The 21,847-nt window shown below is 35.8% G+C and carries 15 protein-coding genes and 1 pseudogene; 6 read left to right on the top strand and 10 right to left on the bottom strand.

Annotated elements, in window-relative coordinates; translation table 11 throughout:
• Positions 1–61 precede the first annotated feature (61 nt).
• The 4 genes from ACIR131C_RS22150 to cysH form a co-directional block, all read right to left on the bottom strand.
• Entirely contained in the window at positions 62–988 is a 927-nt protein-coding gene (locus tag ACIR131C_RS22150) for a Bpu10I family restriction endonuclease (RefSeq protein ID WP_028089615.1), read from the bottom strand.
• A 27-nt stretch (positions 989–1,015) separates the two neighbouring features.
• Entirely contained in the window at positions 1,016–2,281 is a 1,266-nt protein-coding gene (locus ACIR131C_RS0106975; RefSeq protein WP_051347508.1) for a DNA methyltransferase, read from the bottom strand.
• Positions 2,282–2,625: 344 nt separating this feature from the next.
• Positions 2,626–3,867 carry an exonuclease subunit SbcD gene (gene sbcD / locus ACIR131C_RS0106970; protein WP_028089613.1) on the bottom strand — a complete coding sequence of 414 codons (1,242 nt, stop codon included), beginning with the start codon at positions 3,865–3,867 and terminating at the stop codon, positions 2,626–2,628.
• 74 nt (positions 3,868–3,941) lie between these two features.
• Entirely contained in the window at positions 3,942–4,646 is a 705-nt protein-coding gene (cysH, locus tag ACIR131C_RS0106965) for a phosphoadenosine phosphosulfate reductase (protein ID WP_028089612.1), read from the bottom strand.
• Between the two features lie 175 nt (positions 4,647–4,821).
• On the opposite strand from cysH, the gene psb32 reads away from it, so the two are divergent.
• Positions 4,822–5,571, top strand: a complete 750-nt coding sequence (psb32, locus tag ACIR131C_RS0106960; protein ID WP_028089611.1) for a photosystem II repair protein Psb32 — start codon at positions 4,822–4,824, stop codon at positions 5,569–5,571.
• Positions 5,572–5,614: 43 nt separating this feature from the next.
• On the opposite strand, the gene ACIR131C_RS0106955 is transcribed toward psb32, so the two are convergent.
• The 3 genes from ACIR131C_RS0106955 to ACIR131C_RS0106945 all read right to left on the bottom strand — a co-directional run bounded on the left by ACIR131C_RS0106955 (position 5,615) and on the right by ACIR131C_RS0106945 (position 8,025).
• Positions 5,615–5,998 (bottom strand): DUF4346 domain-containing protein, encoded by a 384-nt coding sequence (locus ACIR131C_RS0106955; protein ID WP_028089610.1) that lies wholly within the window; start codon positions 5,996–5,998, stop codon positions 5,615–5,617.
• Positions 5,999–6,122: 124 nt separating this feature from the next.
• Positions 6,123–7,298, bottom strand: coding sequence for a GNAT family N-acetyltransferase (locus ACIR131C_RS0106950; RefSeq protein ID WP_028089609.1), 1,176 nt, complete (start codon positions 7,296–7,298; stop codon positions 6,123–6,125).
• Positions 7,299–7,308: 10 nt separating this feature from the next.
• Positions 7,309–8,025, bottom strand: coding sequence for a RibD family protein (locus ACIR131C_RS0106945; protein WP_028089608.1), 717 nt, complete (start codon positions 8,023–8,025; stop codon positions 7,309–7,311).
• A gap of 380 nt (positions 8,026–8,405) precedes the next feature.
• Here ACIR131C_RS0106945 and ACIR131C_RS22145 point away from each other — a divergent pair, with 380 nt between their 5' ends.
• Together ACIR131C_RS22145 and ACIR131C_RS0106935 are read left to right on the top strand one after the other, a co-directional pair.
• Positions 8,406–10,316, top strand: a complete 1,911-nt coding sequence (locus ACIR131C_RS22145; protein WP_035371621.1) for a sensor histidine kinase — start codon at positions 8,406–8,408, stop codon at positions 10,314–10,316.
• Positions 10,317–10,340: 24 nt separating this feature from the next.
• The gene (locus tag ACIR131C_RS0106935) at positions 10,341–11,222 is read left to right on the top strand and encodes a hypothetical protein (RefSeq protein WP_028089607.1); all 882 of its coding nucleotides are present in this window, start codon (positions 10,341–10,343) and stop codon (positions 11,220–11,222) included.
• Between the two features lie 178 nt (positions 11,223–11,400).
• Here ACIR131C_RS0106935 and rnc read toward each other — a convergent pair whose 3' ends face one another.
• The 3 genes and pseudogenes from rnc to pilM form a co-directional block, all read right to left on the bottom strand.
• The gene (rnc, locus tag ACIR131C_RS0106930) at positions 11,401–12,123 is read right to left on the bottom strand and encodes a ribonuclease III (RefSeq protein ID WP_028089606.1); all 723 of its coding nucleotides are present in this window, start codon (positions 12,121–12,123) and stop codon (positions 11,401–11,403) included.
• Between the two features lie 200 nt (positions 12,124–12,323).
• Positions 12,324–14,831 (bottom strand): type IV pilus secretin family protein, encoded by a 2,508-nt coding sequence (locus tag ACIR131C_RS0106925; protein WP_028089605.1) that lies wholly within the window; start codon positions 14,829–14,831, stop codon positions 12,324–12,326.
• A 170-nt stretch (positions 14,832–15,001) separates the two neighbouring features.
• Positions 15,002–15,769 (bottom strand): annotated as a pseudogene (gene pilM, locus ACIR131C_RS22140) (type IV pilus assembly protein PilM); the annotation flags it as partial.
• Between the two features lie 170 nt (positions 15,770–15,939).
• Here pilM and ACIR131C_RS0106915 point away from each other — a divergent pair.
• The 3 genes from ACIR131C_RS0106915 to ACIR131C_RS22130 form a co-directional block, all read left to right on the top strand.
• Entirely contained in the window at positions 15,940–17,232 is a 1,293-nt protein-coding gene (locus ACIR131C_RS0106915) for an ABC transporter substrate-binding protein (RefSeq protein WP_028089604.1), read from the top strand.
• Positions 17,233–17,450: 218 nt separating this feature from the next.
• On the top strand, positions 17,451–20,948 hold the full coding sequence (locus ACIR131C_RS22135; protein WP_155963042.1) for a type ISP restriction/modification enzyme: 3,498 nt from the start codon (positions 17,451–17,453) through the stop codon (positions 20,946–20,948).
• Between the two features lie 200 nt (positions 20,949–21,148).
• A partial coding sequence (locus ACIR131C_RS22130; protein ID WP_231395413.1) for a hypothetical protein occupies positions 21,149–21,847 on the top strand: 699 nt, incomplete at its 3' end.

The raw sequence follows: 21,847 nt of genomic DNA, 5'->3' as shown, positions 1-21,847 counted from the left end.
CTGGGAAAATCTGTATAACTAGTATTAGCAGCTAACATCAAAACCAATAGAAGGACTTTCTTTAAAAATAACCAATCTCCAAAACATTACTCTCGTCTAAACCTTCATTATTTAGAAGACTACGAATGTTATTAATAAAATGCTCAAAAACTTCAATTCTAAATGAATTATTTTCCAAGTATTGAATATAATAATCTCGATAATCTAACCGACCTTTATAAGTGGCAAAATGTGTTCTAATATTAGAATTAATTCTTTTGGCCTTTCTTAACAAAATGACTTCATCAATATCCGTGGGAGCAGTGCTAATAGGAGACATATCTAACCATTCACATAGCAGAAAATATTTTGCTCCAGGAACTGCTGTTTTCACATCATGTGCGGTTGCACATCCTTCTTGAAACATAGTTTTATCAAGATTGGTTTTACATTCTACAGCAATATAAGCCAGATTAGTAATTATAGTTTTTTCTTGTGTAAAATCTGGAAAATGAGATGCTTTTAAGTAGAGTTTTCTAGTAATTGCAAAATCTTGGTTTTTGCTTCTAACACTTAAACCACCTCCTAAAGCTGGAATTGTTAAACTAGACTCAAAGTAAACAGAAGAAAATGCTTTAATAGGTCCAAACTCGGCATCTAATTTTTCTATTTCTGGTATAATAATGGGGTTAATAAGATATGGCAAAAATTCCTCAATTATCGTATTATCTAATTTTAATTGCCCCTTTTGTCTATATAAAAAATCGTTAGGACTATCAAAAATTAATTTGATATCTATATAATTTTTGTAATCAATCAACAACTTTAATAGAGTATGTAGCATTTGTTTTGATGTCACTTGAGACGTTATAGTTTGTCTTAAATTATTAATCCATATTTTATAAATGTCCATTGCTTCATTAACTCTAGGTTGATCATTAACTGGAAGTTTAGAATTATCCAGTAAAGCCTTGAGTTTTTCAAAATGTGGGGTAGGATAAGTTTTCATAACTTAAAAATTTAATCTTGAGTAACCTTATAAATAATCAACTTTAAATATAGGTGATTTTTGCACCAAATTAGCACGGTTTTTAGCATTAATTATTTCTTCATAAATATCTCCTTCTATATTTTCTGAAGCTGCTGTTAAAAACTCCTTTGCTAATTCTCTCGCTAAAGTATCATCTGCTATGTTAGCATTTTTTTCAGGGACTAAATGTAAAATATCTTCATAAATTATTTTTCCGAACTTATTTCTAAACTTTCTTTCTTGAATTAAATCAATTTTAAAACCCGCACCTTGAACAGCTAAATTAGCTAATAATGTACCATTTTTAAATGGTACACCACGTATATTTGATTCTCTGCCAATTACAATAATTACTCTACCATTTTGTTTAGTTAATCTGTGCATCTCTTTCAAAACATCTAGTATATCTAGGGCGTATTGAATAACAGTTAAAAACCTGTTTTGACGATGTTTCCTATTAGCACCTATTTCCGATTTTGCTACTGTTAGTAAATTCCAACCTAACATTTCCATTGTTATACGATTGTTTTGATGATAATTAAATACATTAATATATGGAGGAGATGTGATCACGATATCTATACTATTATCTGATAAAGGAATATTTCTAGCATCTTGATGAATAACTTGACAGGGATGAGGAGAATAGGGCAAATATTTAATAATATTGATATGCTTTTGTAATGCTTTTCTAAAGGTGATTAATTCTCTTGGTTGATTTTGTTGATGGTAGTTAATAATTGCATTGATCAGTAAATTTTGCAATATTTGTTGATGATCACATTCTTCGATTATTTTAATAATAAAATTTTTTTCGATTTCTTGTTTATCTAAAGATGTTTGTTTTTCAGAAAAACCATAAAAAAATAAGTCTCCTGCAAAGGGTAATAAATGTTTATCAATAATTTCCTCAGCTAAGTTAATTAATTTTTGTCTTTTGGCAGGTTCTATATTTACAAAATGAGCAGTTTTAGCCATTTCTACAGCAGCAGGATTTATTTCAGTACCATAACAAGATAAACCTTGACGTGCAGATTCAAATAAGGTTGTTCCACTACCTGCAAATGGGTCTAAAATGACATTATGAGGATGAGCGTAAACTTTGAGGAATAGTTCTATTAATTCAGGTGAAAATTGACCTCTCCAGGGTAAAATACTCGTTCTGTGTTTATTTTGCAGGTCCAATTGTTCTGGAGAAAGATATTTACAATTATTAGAAATTGGTTGAACTTGACTAAAGATATCAATTATGGAAATTACTGATGTTAACAATGTTTTATTCTCCTATTTGGTTAACTATTTTTTCACAAGGAAATATTTAATAAAATCCTGATTAATTTTTTGTCTGAATTGGAGTATCGAGGATTTACAGTATGTTGGTATGTTATACCAATTCACAAAAATTCTGATATTTATGAATTAATCTTAGGGGTTTAGTAATAGTAAATCTCTACCCGCTATAACTTTCTATAGTTTCAATTTCCTTTGGGCTTAAATTATAAATTTGATAAATCATTTGATCAATTTCTGCTGCTAATGATGAAAAAATTTTCTACTGTAGATTTCTGCTACAAACAAATATTCTGACTCTTGAATTGTTGCTTTTTCATTCCCCCCTATGGTACTAAAAAAATTTCCTGATCATCTGTTAACAAATTCTGCGCTGCTTCCAACATAGACGGGGCGATATCTTTTAAATCCTCCCGATTATTTAAGTATGTTTTTAAAGCAGACATTGGGTCAATACTACTACTCGTACTCAATTCAGGAATCCGGGGTTTTGCTAACTGACTGACTAGTTCTGCTTGAATGGTGTAAGTATGGGCGGATTTTAAAGCATTGTTGAGGGAAGAGTTATCAATTAAATCCAATTGATCTGAGCGCAATTTGTAAATCAGTCGCACTACATTGTCTTGAATATCATATTTAGCAATTCCTTTTAATAAAGCTGCTTGTGGATCATCGTGTTTAGATAAATCTACTTCAATTGTCCGAAATATTCGCACCGGTAAAGGACAAAATTCCCAATTTACCTTCCCCCTTTCCAACTCTATCATGACATAACCTTTATCTTCCTTCTCCTCACTAAAATCTACCCGTTCAATACTTCCAGGATAAATCACTGGTGGGTCATTAGATTTATTTAGATTTTGGTGTTTATGAACATGACCTAAAGCCACATAATCAAAACATGAGCGAGTTAACAAAGACAAAGGTAAAGTAAAACCCTTACCCACTGCTAATAAGCGTTCTGCGCCCAAAGTTGCATTATCAGCCATTAAATGGGCTAAAAGTACCGTAGGAATACTAGGGTCAAGACGACGAATTTCGCCCTCTATGACCACCTGTAAACGTTCTGTGAGTAATTGATTAACTTCGGCCAAAGAAGAACCCTGAGTTTCTTGACGAGTCATCAAAGTAGAACGAGTTAACCAAGGGAGAGTAATTATTTGTATATCTCCATTGCGAGTAGAAATGCGGTGAGTGGTCAAAGTATCACCAACCACAAAACCTGGTACAGCCAAGGTTCGGTAAATATTTAAACTAGCGCCTCCCAAACCTTGGGAATGTTGGTCATGATTTCCCACTAATAATACTGTGGGAATATCTGCGTCTACTAAGCGACGAAATTGATTAGCAAAGGCTTCTTGAACATAGGGCGCAGGTGTCGCATTAGGAAAAGCATCACCACCAAATAAAACTAAATCTACACCACCATTTAACGCCCGGTCAATACACAAAGATAATGTCTTGACAAAATCCTCCAATCGTGTATTTAAACCTGTGAGGGGATTAACACGCCCGTGACAAAAACCGCTACCAATATGGATATCTGAAAGATGAAGAATTTTCATAATTTATTTAATTGTAGGATGATCCCCGACTGGTTCAAGAAGTCGGGGGTTTAGTCGTCCAGACTGCTAACAACTGACTAAATATGAATTCCGCACTCAGTTTTTTCACTTCCGCGCCAACGTCCAGCGCGTTCGTCTTCACCTTCACCTACTTTAGTGGTAATAGGTTCGTCGCCAATACTGGGATAACCTTGGTCATGGAGAGGGTTGTAAATTACCTTATGTTCAGCTACATACTCCCAACTTTGTTTACGGGTCCAAGTGGCTAGGGGGTTAATTTTCAATCTTCCTTTACCATCTAATTCTAATACAGGCATGGTAGCACGGGTAACAGCTTGATCACGACGGCGACCTGTAATCCAGGCTACGGTATTCAGTTCATCTAAACCCCGTTGCAATGGTTCAATTTTGGTAATATCGTGGAATTTAGCAATATCTGTATCCCAAAGGGCTGGACCAAATTTAGCAGCAAAGGCTTCACGACTATCTACATCTGGTGTTTTATAGGTTTTTAAATCAAGGTTATAGAGTTCTTGGGCTTTAGCAACTAATTCTAGGGTTTGGGGAAAGTGATAGAGGGTATCAAGAAAAATTACCGGAACTGGATGCTGAAGTTCTGTATACAGTATATGTGTCAAGATGATGTCATCAACGTTAAAGGCACTAGTTTGTACCAGTCCCGTGGGGATATTCTTGATAGACCAGGCTAAAATTTCCTTGGGGGTTGCGGTTTCCAATTGCTGATTTAGTGCTACTAAGTCAAAGGTGGTAGAGGCTGTCATGATATTTCCTTAAACAAAGATTTTTTTACTTTTATTAAATTTAATATTACCTTAATAAAGTTACATATCCCCGCCGACGCTGGAGTACAGCGGTAAGAACTTCTTACCAATTACCAATTACTAATTACCTCATTATGTAGTATTTTGATTGCAAGTCTGTTTAAGGATTCATACCATGCAACAGTTACTCAAAAAAATATTTAGTAACAAAAAATACTTTACTCGTTTTCTTTTACCTCTACTGGTAATGGTGATGGGGACTTCGCTGTTTATTTTACCTGCTTCTGCTACTAGTGTATACGAAATGCCAGGTTTAACAGCAGATACTTGGATTTTAGATCAAGGTGATGTGATTAGCCGATTTAATGAAGGTAATCTGACTAAGACTTTCAAGGATTTGGCTCAGGAAACTGGTCGGGAAGTAAGACTTGTAACAATTCATCGGCTTGACTACGGTGAAACACCAGAAAGTTTTGGACAAGAATTATTTACTAAATGGTTTCCTACAGCAGCAGAGCAAGCTAATCAAGTGTTATTACTAGTTGACACTGTTACTAATGGGACTGTTTTAATTAGTGGTGATAATATTAAGCCTCTATTGACTGATAGTATCGCCCAGAGTATTACTGAAGAAACATTAGGTACATTATTGCGTAATGGCAATAAATATAATCAAGGTTTTTTGGATGTGAGCGATCGCCTGGCTGCGGTTCTATCTGGTAAACCAGATCCAGGTCCACCACAAACAATAGAAACTGTCAAAGTAGAAGGAACATTCACTAAGGCGGAAAATACCGATAAAGGTAATGCTACTGTTTGGGTTGTGGGGCTTTTAATTGCGGCTACTGTGATTCCCATGGCCACATATTATATTTACCAAGTGTTTCAACCAGCAACTAAAGAATCTAAAGAATCAGGGGAATAGGGAATAAGTGATGAGTTAAGTATTTACTCATCACTATTCATAATCAATCTTGAATATAATCTTTACCGCATACTAAAGCTAATTCAGCGCGGACAAATTCTCTACCTAAGTAAGCTGCATGATCTAAGAAGGTAACAGGACAATCTGGAGTCGCTTCAAATATCTTAATACAGAGTTCCTTAGCTGTGCGGCCACTAAATACGGTTGTGTGTGTTCTTTCCACTTTACCGCGTACGGGAATGACCTTACCTGTTTCTGGATCTACTGCTAAACCACGCTCATTAATAATATTAGTGAAGTGCTTGGCATAAATCAATCGTTCATTTTTGTCTATGTAGATGATAAAATAGCCATTGGGGTCAAGATCAATATGACGTTGGGAAAGTTTATGATCAATTGCTGTCAAATCTTCAAGTAGTAAATCCATGCGCTTTATCAAAAGTAAATTTATTGAGAGTTTTGAGATTATATCTTGAGTCTAATTATAGATCATTTAGGTAGATCCCGAACTGCTTTGAGAATTCCGGGATCTAAAAGCGAGCTATATTTTGCTATTTAAAAGGTAATTCTGCATTAATAGCGTCTATTTCTTGTTGTTCGATGTGATTGACTTCTCGAATCCAAGGCAGGATAATCTTTTCTAGACGGTTGTTATAAAAGCGGTGGAGACTGTGATTAGGAGTAGCGGGAAAACCACGGCGTTTTTTATGTTTACCACCAGCGCCGGGATCAAAAGTTTGGATATTGTGAGCGATCGCCCATGCAATTGGTGTATAATAACAAGCGTCAAAATGTAAGCAATCTATGTCTTGAAAACTCCCCCAATAACGTCCATAGAGTTGATTTTCTTTAAATAAACAAAAAGACATTCCCAGGGGTTGACGCTGATCTTGATCTTCTTGGTGATAAGCAGCAAAAAATACAACGCGATGACGATAATTATGGTATAGCTGTTCAAAAAATTGCTTTGTCAGATATTTGCTACCCCACCAACCAAACTTATCGCAAGTATCAGCATAGAAATCATACATTAAGGGAAACATAGATGGGGGAATTTCGTCACCGGTCATAGCTTGAAGTTTTAAACCCGCTTGTTCCACAGCTTTACGTTCCCGTTTAATATTGCGTCTTTGATTAGCATTAAATCCAGTTAAATAATCATCAAAAGTTGTAAAATCAGCATTTTTCCAAATATAACTATGATGTAACCAAGTTGTCAAACCCTGTTTTTCTAAAATTGGTCGCCATTGGGGATCAACATAGAGAAAATGACAGCTAGAAATGCGATGTTTAACGCAAAAACTATCAATTTCATAGATCATTAAAGCTGTAATTTCTTCCTCATCTTCTCCCGGTGAAATTAAAAAGCGATAGCCTTCTGCGGGAGTAAATGGTGTCATTCCCAGAAGTTTGGGATAATATTCTATTCCTAAGCGAGATGCTAATTCAGCCCATTGATGATCAAAGACAAATTCCCCTTGGCTATGTCCTTTTAAATATAAAGGAGCAGCAGCGATTAAAGTTCCATTTCGCCATAAAATCAGGTGATTTGGTAACCAACCAGCATTGGCTGTAGCGCTATGAGATACTTCCAAAGTATGTAACCAATCCCATTCTAAAAAAGGGGTTTTTAAGGGTATTGCTAAAGCATCCCAAGCAGATTTAGGAACATCCGCGATTGTGTGAGTCCAAGTAACAGAGTAGTTAGATTTGTGTGCTTTGATCATTGTATAATTGTTAAAAAATTTGGGATTTTAGATTTAACTCTGACTTATGAATTACCCCATAGTGTAAAAATACTTCTTGCTCAACTGTAGCTACTTCTAATAATTGTAACTGAGGAGCAAGAGCCGATAAAAATCCTGTTCTTCCTACGGGTGAAGGAGCGGTATTACCACCTAAAATCAGTGGACAAATAGTTAGCCATATTTCATCAATTAAATCCAATTCAAGAAAAGATGCTACTAATTGTCCTCCTCCTAAAATAGCTAGACGGCTAATTTCTACACCTGCTAAGTATTTTACAACAGCCAGAATGTCAATTTCTCCTCTAGCAGTTTCAAATACTAAAATTTGTTCAAATGCTGAACTTTTTTCCCAAACAGAAGCCCCTAGAGAAGTTGTCAGTAACCAACGTCTCACCGGTTGTTGAAAAAATTTAATGTCCGGATTGAGATTAGCTGAATGGGAAATCACTATATGAACAGGTTGGGGGTGATTATTTACTTTTTTTCTTTGTTGCAAGAGTATTGACTCTGATATTATCATTGTCGTACCGTAAGCACGAAGGGTATCAGCACCGAATAAAACAGCATCAGCAGCAGCAATTTGTTTTTCCAGGTGGAGTTTATCATTTAATGAGCCAAATCGAGCGGGGGAGCGGTTAAAATCTGCTATTTTACCATCAGCACTCATGGCTAAAATTACTGTGGTATGAGGGCGTTTTTCTATCATTAATTTACTTTGATAATTTTTAGCTGCTGTGTAGATTTTCTCATAGTTTATAGTTATAAGACAATGTTGATAAATTTTACTGTTTCCATATTGATATGCAACAATATTCACTATATCTATCTTTTATGATTTCTAGGACATCATATTTATTTTTAGGTAAGACAGATGAATTAATAGGTGAGGAATTACTAATTGGTAATTGGTAATAACTTTTTAAGTTCTAATTTTTTAAGTTCTAATTTTCAATTTTCACCTATTTTCTATCTATTAAAAATTGTGATTAAGCTGATAAAATCTGCTGTTTACTTTATAAAGTGTCTCCTTTGGAGAGAATTACATATCTTTTGATGGTGGTTTAAGGATGCGAAGAGAGACAACAGATGGTTAAATCTAGTCAATCGTCATTTAGACGAATTTTAGTAACAAGAATACTGCTGGTATTTGTCCCGGTTTTATTAGTAGGTGAATTAGTCGCTCTCAATAAAGCCCGTTCCAGCCTTTTGAATACAGCTAGACAGAATTTAACAGAAAGTGCGGTTAACAAAGGAGAAAAAATTAGTGATGATATCGCTGCTTTACGTTCCAATTTAATTACCGCTAGTCAAACGAAAGTAATTGATTCTGGATCATCTGGAGAAATTGAGGAATTTCTTAAACAACTGAAAAACCAACTACCAACCCAAATTGATTGTTTACAACTCACCCATATTAAAAAAGGTGATATAATTGCTAGTAGTTGTGGTGATCAAGAAATTACCCCATCAGGTTTATCTCCTACCAATAATGATGTTGATATTCAATTTATATTACCACCCCCAGCGGGAAAAACTGGCAAACGAGATAAACAAAATCAACTTCAGTTGTTTTTATCAATTCCTGTTGCTAATCAACGTGGTAATTTAGCTTACCGATTAAGCATTAAAACCACATTATATCAACAAACTCCCAATCATCGAGGCTCTCTTACTGGTTCTTTAGTGGTAATTTCTGAAGATGGTAGGGTTTTAGCTCATTTATTACCGGAAAGAATCGGTACTAATATTAAAAATTATCCCGATGTAGAAAGAATACAAGCTATAGTTAAAGATGCTTTAGCTGGAAGTAATAATTCTAGTAATTTATCTTTTAAAGAAGGAGAAGAATTGGTCGCTGGTTTTACAGCTACCGCTAAACCTATAACCACAAAACCATCACAAAGATGGATTATTCTAGCAGTTACCAGTGTAGAAAATGCTCTATTTGGTTTAGAAGAAATTAAACTAATTCTGATTGTCTTAACAGTGGGTTTAATTGGTGCAAGTTTATTAGCATCATTTTATTTAGTTCCTTGTTTAGCAGGTCCAATAGAAGAACTACGCGACTATGCTGTTAATCTTCATAGTCACCACGCAGCCCAACCCATTCCCCGTAATTTCAAAATTCGGGAATTTAACCAACTAGCACAAGCATTAGATCAAATGGTAGAAAGACTCAAAGATTGGGCCGAAGAATTAGAAATTGCTTGGAAGGAAGCTAAATCAGCTAACCAAATTAAAAGTCAATTTTTAGCAACAACTTCCCATGAATTAAGAAACCCACTTAATATTATTATTAATTGTGTTCGTCTGGTTCGTGATGGTTTGTGTGATAACAGAGAAGAAGAATTAGAATTTCTCAAAAAAGCCGATGATACAGCAATTCATTTATTAGGTTTAATCAATGATTTATTGGATATTTCTAAAATAGAAGCTGGTAAACTTTCCGTAATTATAGTACCTCTAGATTTACGTCAATTATTATTAGAAGTAATTAACTTACAATCAGTTAATATCCAATCCAAAAGACTGCAATTAATTTGTAATATAGGTGATAAACCCATCCCAATTAAGGCAGATATAGTTAAACTTAAACAAGTGCTAATTAATATTATTGGTAATGCTACTAAATTCACAGATGAAGGTAGTATTCAAATTAGTACAAATATTTACACAAATAGTCATCAGCCTTATGCTATAGTGTCCATTAAGGACACAGGAATTGGTATTGATCCAGGAGAGCAAAATAAACTATTTCGTCCCTTTGTCATGGTTGACGGTACAACTACGCGCAAATTTGAAGGAACTGGATTAGGTTTAGCAATTTCCCGGAATTTAATTGAACTGATGGGTGGTAGAATTAGTTTGCAGAGTTTGGGTTTAAATCAAGGAACAACGGTAATCATCAAATTACCCTTAACTGATCTAGCTTTATTACCGAATGCAGAAAAAAAAGATGCTATTGGTAATCGAGTTAGAAGTCAAACTAGCCGATAAATTAAAAATTACAACATTCCTCAAATGAAACGATTTTTATCAGGTATTTTTGTTGTGACAACTTTATTAGTAGCTCCCGCTTGTTCATCAACTACTAAATCTACTAAAGTAGAAGTTTCTCCTAGTATGATGATGAATCATGATCATGATTCCATGGGTGGACATGAGGGACATTCTATGGAAAATATGAATCATGAAAATAATTCACAAACAACTACTAAAGCGACATTAAATGCTCCCAAAACTTTAACTCCCAATCAAGCAGTTAATTTAGTCATAGATATTCAAGATGCTATGGGAAAACCTGTGAATAAATTTGACATTTTCCAGGAAAAAATCATGCACTTAATTGTCGTTAGGGATGATTTAAAATCCTTTGCTCATATTCACCCCGAATACAAAGAAAATGGACGATTTCAAGTAACTGCAAATTTTCCAGAATCAGGAAATTATACACTTTTCAGTGATTATAAACCCGCTGGAGAAAAGGAAAATGTCTCTTTAATGAAGATCACAATTCCCGGTTCAGTTTCACCCTCAAGAGATTTAGAAAAATTCACAAAAACTAAAACCTTAACAGATACTCAAGTCAATCTGAATATTTCTGAAAAAAATCTGCAAGCTGGTAAAAAAGTAAGTTTAATTTTTGATTTAAAAGACAATAAAAATCAACCCATTAAAGACCTGCAACCCTACTTAGGAGAAAAAGGTCATTTAGTGATTATTAAAAGTTCATCTCCCCTGACAAAATCCGATTATATTCATGCTCATGCACTCAAAAATAGCCCAGATGGAAAAATAGAATTTGAGACAAAATTTCCCAAATCAGGAACATATAAAATGTGGCTACAATTTAACCGTAATGGAAATATTAAAACCGCAGATTTTTGGGTAAAAGCAGAATAGAAGAGTAGCAAATTAGGTTAGTAGCTGATAAACTGCATTTATACAGACAAAACCCACCGAGGTGGGTTGAAAATCCTTTTAGCCTCGTCCTCCCTTGGGGGGAGGTAATTGGTTTTATTTGGTATGTTATAACACCTGGATATATACATATTTACATATAAATATCAGATGATTTTAATTACTCCTCTGTCACCTGGGTGCTAATTAGCAAATAAGCCTCCTTCGCAGCGGCTTGTTCAGCGGCTTTAATAGAACGTCCTTTACCTTGTCCTAACATTTTTTCATGTAGCCAAACTTCAGCAAAAAAGCGTTCATGATTGCGGTGGGGTTGACTAATTTCTAAAACTCGATATTCTGGAAGAACCTTAAATTGTGCTTGAGTCCATTCTTGCAAAGCCGCTTTATAATTAAGTCTAGCAGGGTCAAGACGAATTTCTGTGGTTAGCTGTTGGAAATGGGAATCTAACCAAGGACGAATCAGGTTAAGATTTTGGGTGCTAAGGTAAAGCGCTCCTAGAACTGCTTCAAAAGAATCTGCTAATCGTGATTCTTGGCCGATATGATCAGCAGTAGCACTACCAGCCACCAATAAATATAATTCTAAACCATATTCTCTTGCTAATTGGGCGAGAATGCGATCGCTCACCAAAACGGAACGAATAGCGGCAAAATCACCAACGGAGCAATCAGGGTAATGTTCCCATAATACCACAGCTGCCACTAGACGTACCACCGCATCGCCCACAAATTCTAGTTGTTCATAATTGGCGGTATCGGAGACGGTAGGATGAGTTAGTGCCAGGTCTAATAATTGCCACTTTACTGGTGCATTTAGTGACAAACCAAACTTTTGCACTAAACTTTCAAGCTGCCGTTGTCTTCGGGGATAAACGCTGGACATTAGGTAAGTGTGGAAAAAAGGGCTAATAACTCTTAACTTAGCATTAAAAGTATTGGGTAAATAAAACTCGTTACTACACAAAGGAACTCCACTTATTCCCAATACTGATCCCAATTTTAATTGAGAGGTGAGGTTTTAGCCGCAAAATACTCAATTCCCCCATAAATCGTGTATTTTGGCAAATAATCACCAAAAACTAACTAACGCGGTTGCAACTTCACCCCCTGACGTTCCAACATTTCCCGCGCTGTGGGACTGGGTGTATAATTATAACCATAGCCAGAATTCTGGGAATCATCCATTATTTGCGGTGTCAGTAAAATAATTACCTCTCTACGTTCGTTCTGTTTGTTTGTTTTCCTAAACAGCGCACCCAGCAGGGGAATATCACCCAAAATAGGTAATTTAGAAACACTTGTTCGATCCGTATCTTGAATAATACCGGAAAGAATAAGCGTTTGACTATCCCGCAGACGCAATACACCAGATGCCAGGCTTCTTTCGGATAAAAGAGTAATTGTACCATTATCACCGCCGGCTTGTGCTGTACCACCCGGAGCAGATACAGTAGGGGCAACGGACAAAGATACAAAACCGTTATCATCAATTCTTTCTACCTTCACATTCAAGGATAAACCTGCTTCCTTGATGATAGGTTCGCTGACAGAGGATGATGTGGTTGATGATGTGGTTGGTGATGTAGTTCCTGTACTTTGTGATGAAGTTTTTAATCCAGCATATACCTCTGTAGTTAACTTAACTACTGCATTTTGTCCTTCTTGAACAATTAAGGTAGGATCTGTGAGAATCTTAGCGTTACCACTGGTAACTTGAGCTTGTAAACTCGCAAGAAGCCGTTTAGGGAATTGGTATAAACTTGGTAAAGCTGATGTGACTGTACCCAATTGTCCTGGTGCATACGTTGTTTCTGTCCTCGCAGGAGTGCCGGGAACGGCAGGACTAATAATATTACCATTGTTATCAATAACGGCAGGAGTGGCGGGAACGGCAGGAATATTTGTAATAGTAGTTACATTTGGTGTTCCTTGGGTAATGTTCGTTAAACCTGTTTGAAATGGATTCTGTGAAACTCCTGCTTGACGGTTAAAGAATTGTGTAGTGCCTCCTTGCCTTTCACTGACAAGCGCACCGTCTACAATTACTCTATCACCTATACCAGTATTTGGAATACTAGTACTGCTATTTAAATCAATAAAAGTATTAGCTCCACTATAAGGATTTGGAGTAACAGGTGTACCACCACTTAAATTGTTTGCGACTTCACTTCCTGTAGCTGGTCGAGAACCACCAAAATTTAAAGATGCTGCACCACCATCATTAACAAAGAAGTTGTTACCAACCCCAAAAGAAAAACTGGTATTGTAATCTTGAGTACCTGTCAGGTTGACATCAATAATTTTGACATTTACCACCACTTGACGACGACGGATATCAAGCTGTGTTAATTGAGATACTGCCATCTCCACCATCTTAGGACTACCAATTAATGTAACAGAATTTGTCCGCTCGTCTCCTGAAGCTTGTAACCCTCTGAGTATAGGTGTTGAATCTGTATATGTAATCCGTTGAGTCTCAATTTTTGTTTCTGTCGTCGTTTGAGTTTGAGTAACTGCGGTGTTAGCAGCACCACCCACAGGTACAGCATTAACACTAGTAACTAGTCGTTCTCGACTGACAGCACTTTCCGCACCCAAAGCTACTAAGAAATTTAACGCCACACCCACCGTTACCTGATTTAGTCGGAGATTACGCATCACAAGATTACGACTAGAATTAGGTAATTGAGTCCCAACAAAAATTGTCCGTCCACTGCGGTTAGCTTCTAAACCACTCAAACGCAGGACGTAATTAAAAACATCCTGCACAGGTTCGTTTTCTATATCCAAGGAAATCTTCTGAGATGTTTTAGTTACATTTTCAGCATCTTGCGGTTTTTCTGCTTCCCCACCTATATAAGCCAAATTCAGTCCAGCAGCACGAGCTAATAAAGATAAAACCTCTCTTACAGGTGCGTCACGCAACACCAACCGACGAACTCGTTCTTTTGTACCTAAATCAATCACCACAGGAGATGTATCAATATTAGACTGAGTAATATCTCCTACAGGTGGGGCCACAGCTTTAGGTAAAAAAACAGGACTTTGCTTATAAGCTTGACCAGGATTTGGGGTTTGGGCAATTTTCCCGTCAATTGTAACTTGGGGGTTAGGAACTAGAACCTCTGGCTGTTGACCTGGTTTATCTGTGGAATTGGTAGAGTTTGATGTTGTTGAATTTGCGACAGTAGTAGTAAAGCCTAAAGTAATATTATTATCCCTACGGTTGACAGGCTGAATATTTGGTGCATTATCCGTACCAGTGACTGTCACCTGCATATTATTAGTATCTAATTGCTTAATCTCAATCACAGCGATTCCTGGTGCGGGGTTTTCTTGACGGAAATTACCACTTTTAGGTAAACGCAATTGAGCATTAACTATATCCGCAACTAAGGATTTGCCCTTTTTAGTGCTGAATACTTGGGGGCTATTTTTAGTACCAGTTTTTAAAATGACACTAATTCCCCCCTGAATGGGATTAAGTTCAACATCAGTAACTTGTGTTATTTTTGCTAAAACTGGCTGGGCTGCTAAGAGAATACAAGCTGCTGCACCGGGTACGAAAAAACGATAATCAGACTGTTTCATAATTTACTCTCCTCACTTAAAATAAAACTCAAGTTCTCAACTTTTGGGCTTTGGCGCGAAACATACTTTTCTCTGAAGTTGTTTTAAAACCATAAGGCGATTATAAATCGCTACTACACGAATAAAGTCGGACCGCGTGGACTCAGGAAAAATAAGAAATTAGACTTTTCAGGAATAATAACACTCTCTAATAGATCCGTATTTCGTGATATCGGTAAGTTCATATCCTTTGACAGTGCAGTTTGCAGTTGATATGTACCAATAGGTATTGTGCGGGAAAATTGGGGTACACCGTTGATAACGATGGTAATTTCTGTACTATCAAACTCAATATCAACTAATACCGCTGCTTCTGTGGGTTCTAATAGCTGCAACTGTTCACGAATAGTCCGAATTAGGGCAAAACTGTTAATCTCCAAGGTATCAAGAGTTAATCCGGCCTGTTCAAAAGTATCCAAATATCCTTGTGTGATATCTTTACGAGTGGCAACCAATAATACTCGCACCTTATCAATACCATCTTCGTCTATAAAGTGTTCAAGTGTTTGATAGTCAATGTCAGCTTGTTCCTGGGGATAAGGTAAATATAAACCTGCCTCATGGTTAAGCATCAATTCCCGCAACTCTTCGTTATCTAAATCTGATGGTACACTAATTAAACGTACAATGGCGTTTCTGCCTGGTATACAAGTAGCAACATGAGAGGCTTTAATTTTACTTTCAGCAACTGCTTGCTGAATAATTTCAGACATGGCTGGAGTGTCAATAATTTGACCATCACTAAATATGCCATCTGGCACTGGTACTGTTGTCAAGGATTTAATTTTTAAACCTTGACGTTGCTTATGTATTTGTACTAAATTTACCCTTTCAGGTGTTAGTTCAATACCAAGGACTTGATTAGATCTACCAAACAAACTAGTGAAGGCCTCTAGCACAATTTTACCCTCTAGATTACTCAAGAACAATAAGTTAATAGGTTTAATAGGTTGTTCATTGTGGTCAGCAAAGAATCTTTACCAATTACCCCAATTGATATATTCTATAGTCTCGACAACGATCCTCCTGTTACTTAAACCAACCCTGATCATAATACCACTTAATTAAAATGATTCGATCGCTAAAAATTAAACGCCTGGTTTCTTGGGCTTTGTTAGGGTTATTTAGTAGTTTTGTTGTTAGTTGCAGCACTTTCAGTAATAGCCCGAAAACTCCTGTTCAAGGAATTGCCACTATTGAGTTCTGGACAATGCAACTGCAACCTCAATTTACAACCTATTTTCAGGGTCTAATTAGGACGTTTGAATCACAGAACCCAAGTATCAAAGTTAAATGGGTAGATGTACCTTGGTCGGCCATGGAAAACAAGGTTTTAACCGCAGTATCAGCAAAAACACCTCCAGATGTTGTTAACCTTAACCCAGACTTTGCTTCCCAATTAGCGGGAAAAAATGCTTGGTTAAATTTAGACAATAAAGTTTCTAGTCAAGTTCGTTCCTCTTATTTGCCAAATATTTGGCAAGCAAGTACGCTGAATAACAAGAGTTTTGGTATTCCTTGGTATCTTACCACGAGATTGACTATTTATAACACCAGTTTATTAAAACAGGCTGGTATTACAAAACCGCCTGTGACTTATGCAGAACTGGCACAAATGGCACAACAAATTAAAGACAAAACTGGTAAATATGCTTTCTTTGCTACTTTTGTCCCTCAAGACTCCGGTGAGGTACTGGAATCAATGGTACAAATGGGTGTCACTCTAGTTAATACTGATGGTAAAGCTGGTTTTAATACACCTCAAGGAAAAGCTGCTTTTCAATATTGGGTAGATTTGTATAAAAAAGGTTTGTTACCAAAGGCATCTTTAACCCAAGGGCATCGTCACGCTATAGATTTATACCAATCTGGAGAAACAGCTTTTTTAGCTTCTGGTCCCGAATTTCTCAAAACCATTGCTAATAATGCCCCCAAGATTGCCCTAGCCTCAGCTATAGCCCCACAAATTACGGGGGATACGGGTAAGAAAAATGTTGCCGTGATGAATATGGTCATTCCCCGTGATAGTAAATACCCTGACGAAGCTGTTAAATTTGCATTATTTATTACTAATGATGAAAATCAATTAGCTTTTGCTAAAGCCGCTAATGTTTTACCTTCTACAATTAAGGCATTGTCTGATACTTATTTTCAGAAAGTTCCCGCTAATGCTACTACCGCAGAAAAGGGAAGGATAATTAGTGCGTCACAGTTACAACAAGCTGAGGTATTAACCCCTAAACTTAAAGATTTTAAACTTTTGCAAAAATCAATTTACGAAAATTTACAAGCAGCAATGTTAGGACAAAAAACCGTTGATCAAGCTGTGGAAAATGCCGCCCAATTGTGGGATAATCGGTAAGTAAGTTGGCGTTAAAAATTGTCGTTATGATGTCGTTATGACAAGGGAACAGGTAACAGGGAAGAGGCTTCGCCGTGAGCGTCAGCCGAACGGTTTTGGGGAACTTTACCTTTCGTTACTTATGTCCTTTTTTTTTCGTTCACCTACTTAATTGATGAGATTCTCAATAGCTTCGCTATCAGACAAATAAAATCTAAAAAAAAAGGAGAAATATAAAAATGACTATCCAAAAAATATTACATGAATATCAACAAACTTCCACCTCTCCCCGTGATTTAGGTGATAAATTTGAACGTTTAATGTTAGCTTATCTGAAAACTGATCCCTTTTATAAAGACCATTTTAGCCAAGTTTGGTTATGGATGGATTTCCCTAAACGCGGAAATATGCCAGATACAGGAATTGACTTAGTAGCATTAGAATGGTTAAAAGCTGAACCCCCCCTAACCCCCCCTACAAGGGGAGGAAATAGCGGTAATATCTGTCGAATTTTATCAAATGCGCGGTGTTTATCGGAAGGGGTGGATGTTCCTGCGTTAGATGCTGTGATGTTTCTCACTCCTCGTAATTCTGTCGTGGATGTGGTACAGTCCGTTGGTAGAGTGATGAGAAAAGCAGAGGGGAAAAAATACGGTTATATTATTTTACCGGTTGGTATTCCTGCTGATATACCTCCCGAAGTCGCTTTAAAAGATAATCAAAAATATCAGGTAATTTGGCGAGTTTTACAGGCTTTACGTTCTCATGATGAAAGATTTAATGATACTGTCAATAAAATAGAATTAAATAAACGTCGTCCTCCCCAAATTGCTGTTATTGGAGTGGGAGGTAAAACTGAAAATGATGGTAGTTCTCAAAGTGCAAAAAAAGGCAGTTCTTACAAACAATTAGAATTAAATTTTCCCATTGAAGAATGGAGAAATGCCATTTATGCGAAAATAGTTACTAAATGTGGTGATAGACAGTATTGGGAAAAATGGGCTAAAAATGTAGCGGAGATTGCTGATACTCACATTTCCCGAATTAAAGCATTATTAGAAAATTCAGAATCAGAAGCGAAAAAAGTATTTGATGAGTTTATCACAGGATTACATCAAAATATTAATCCTAATGTCACCGAAGATGAAGCCATTGAAATGTTATCTCAACATTTAATTACCAAACCGGTTTTTGATGCTTTGTTTGAGGGTTACGAATTTACTAAATATAACCCGGTTTCCCAGACGATGCAAAGAATGTTAGATGTGTTAGAAGGTCAATCTTTGCAGAAGGAAGTCAAGACTTTAGACAAGTTTTATCAAAGTGTGCGAGAACGCGCTAGTGGTATTGATAATGCAGAAGGAAAACAGCGGATCATTATTGAATTATATGATAAATTTTTCCGTGCGGCTTTTCCCCGGTTGGTAGAAAGATTGGGTATTGTTTATACTCCCGTGGAAGTGGTAGATTTTATTATTAAAAGTGCTGATTTTGCTTTAAAACAAGAGTTTGGTGTGGGTTTAACTGATGAAGGTGTTCATGTTTTGGACCCCTTTACCGGGACGGGTACTTTTATGGTGCGGTTGTTGCAAAGTGGGTTAATTAAACCAGAGGATTTACAACGGAAGTTTACCTCAGAATTGCACGCAAATGAGATTGTTTTATTAGCTTATTATATTGCAGCAATTAATATTGAGGAAAGTTATCATTTTTTAACTCAATCTTCTCTACCCGTTGATGTAGAGACGTTCCATGGAACGTCTCTACATTCACACAATGCAACCTCTTTACATGGTTATCAACCTTTTAATGGCATTGTTTTAACGGATACTTTTCAAATGTTTGAAAATGCAGGTTATTTGTTAGAAAGTATCTTTCCTGAAAATAATCAACGGGTTATTAATCAAAAGCAAAGGGATATTACTGTTATTATTGGTAATCCTCCTTATTCTGCTGGACAAACAAGCGAAAATGATGGTAATAAAAATCTCAAATATGAAAATTTAGATCAAAAAATTGCTAATAGTTACGCTAAATATTCTAGTGCTACTAATAAAAATAGTCTTTATGATTCTTATATTCGCGGTTTTAGATGGGCAAGTGATAGAATAAAAGATCAAGGTATAGTTTGTTTTGTTAGTAATGGTTCATTTATTGATAATAATGCAATGGATGGATTTAGAAAATGTTTAGTTGATGAATTTACTAGCATTTATTGTTTTAATTTACGAGGTAATCAAAGAACTTCGGGAGAACAATCAAGAAAAGAAGGGGGTAAAATTTTTGGTTCAGGAAGTCGTGCTACTATTGCGATTATTTTCTTAATCAAAAATTCCAGTAAGAAATCAGAAAATAAGGTATTTTATCATGATATTGGTGATTATTTAAGTCAAAAAGAAAAATTAGATATTATTAAAGATTTCGGTGATATTTCTACTATGAAATGGCAAGAAATCACCCCTAATGAAAATCATGATTGGATTAACCAACGCAATGATGATTTTGAAAGTTTTATTTCATTGGGTGATAAAAAAGATGCAACTAGTAAAACTATTTTTGATGTTTATTCAAGAGGTCTTGAAACTACTAGAGATATTTGGGTTTATAACTTCTCTTATCAATCAGTTATTGATAATATTACGAGAATGATTGATTTTTATAACCAGCAAGTTGAAGAATTTAAAGAATATTTAAAAGATAAAAGATTTGTTAATACTAAAGATAAGGAAAAGCTGGTAGAATCTTTTGTTGATACAGACACAAAAAAGATTAGTTGGTCAAGTAGTCTTAAACAACAATTACAAAGAATAAAAATTATTGAATATCAAGAAAAATCTATTGTAAAAGGTATATATAGACCATTTTGTAAACAATGGATATATTTTGACAATTATCTAAATCATCGAGTTGGCCAAATGCCTAAAATTTTCCCAAATCAAAACTTAGAAAACTTAGTAATTTGTGTAACTGGAATTGGTGTTACAAAAGATTTTAATGCTTTAATAGTAAATACACTTTCTGATATTCAACTACAAGCAAATGGTCAATGTTTCCCCTTATATACCTACGAAAAACAAAGCGAACTAGGAGAACTATTTGCAACAGCAACCACAGAACAATACACCAAAAAAGAAAACATCCCCGATAGCATTTTCAAAGAATATCAGCAAAAATATGAAGACACAACCATCACCAAATCAGACATCTTCTATTACATTTATGGAGTATTACATTCACCCGAATATAAACAACGCTTTGCGTCAGACCTGAAGAAAATGTTACCACGAATCCCCTTTACAGCCGATTTTTGGACATTCAGTAAAGCGGGAAGAGAATTAGCATATTGGCATATAAACTATGAAACCATAGAACCTTATGAATTAGAAGAATTTAAAAAAGAATTATATTTAGATGAGGAAGATTATCGAGTCGAAAAAATGGTCTTTGGTAAGAATAAAAACGGCCTAGATAAAACCATCATCATCTATAATAGTAAACTTACTCTATCCCAAATCCCCCTAGAAGCCTACGAATATATAGTAAATGGCAAATCAGCCCTAGAATGGATAATGGAAAGGTACAAAGTCACTAAAGATAAGGATAGTGGCATAATTAATGACCCTAACCATTGGTCAGAAAATCCCCGTTATATAGTGGATTTAGTCAAAAGGATTGTGAGAGTCAGTTTAGAAACCGTGAGAATAGTTAAAAGTTTACCACCATTGAATGAATGGTAATATTCGTAGTAGGAGTAATTCATGAATTACCCCTACAAATAAACGGGATAACGATAAAATCATCAGCGTTTATCCGCGTTTATCTGCGTTCAATATTATTATTGTCAGAATCAGGAATAATAAAATCTCAAATATTAAATTCACTGTGTGTTACTTCAACAAGTTGAAAAATATCTCATCTGCTAAGATATAATTTTGATATGACAAGATTTATTCATGATCAATTCGCCAAAGACTATTTAGAAGAACTACTCAAAAATTACGGAGAAGTTCAAGCACCTAGTCGTGTCGCCGGAGAAGTCCGAGAAATTGATGTTTACTTTTCTCCCTATCCCCAAGCCAATTCCAGTTTACAACTTTTAGGTATATTAGGTAAATTTGCATCTACTCCCGCGATTTTTGAACCATTTCGCAATCCTGCATCAGCCGATGAAATTTGCGATTGTTTGTTAAAGTTATTAGAAGTAAGAGGAGTGTTAAAAAGAGAAGCAAAACGCAATAAAACAAATTTCCAAGAAGCAGAAACTCCGAAATTATGGATACTGACACCCACAGCCTCGCCAGAGATTTTATCTAGTTTTAATGCTACCTTAAAAACCGATTCTTTACCGGGTATATACTATTTAGGTTCAGCATTGCGTACAGCTATAGTTGTGATTCATCAACTACCCCGTACAAATGAAACTCTTTGGATTAGAATGTTAGGAAAAGGAACTGTTCAAAAACAGGCTATTGAGGAATTAGCGGAGTTAGCACCCAGTCACCCTTTTAGAAGAATCACGTTAGAATTACTCTACAACCTGCAAAAACACCTGGGAGTCAATCAAGAATTAGAAGATAAGGAGATAATTATGAGATTAGCACCATTGTATCAACAAGATAGAGCGTTGGCGATTCAA

This window comes from Dolichospermum circinale AWQC131C (assembly GCF_000426905.1).
In the GTDB taxonomy this organism is placed as follows: Bacteria; Cyanobacteriota; Cyanobacteriia; order Cyanobacteriales; family Nostocaceae; genus Dolichospermum; species Dolichospermum circinale.
This window is presented reverse-complemented; position numbering and strand designations above follow the sequence as displayed.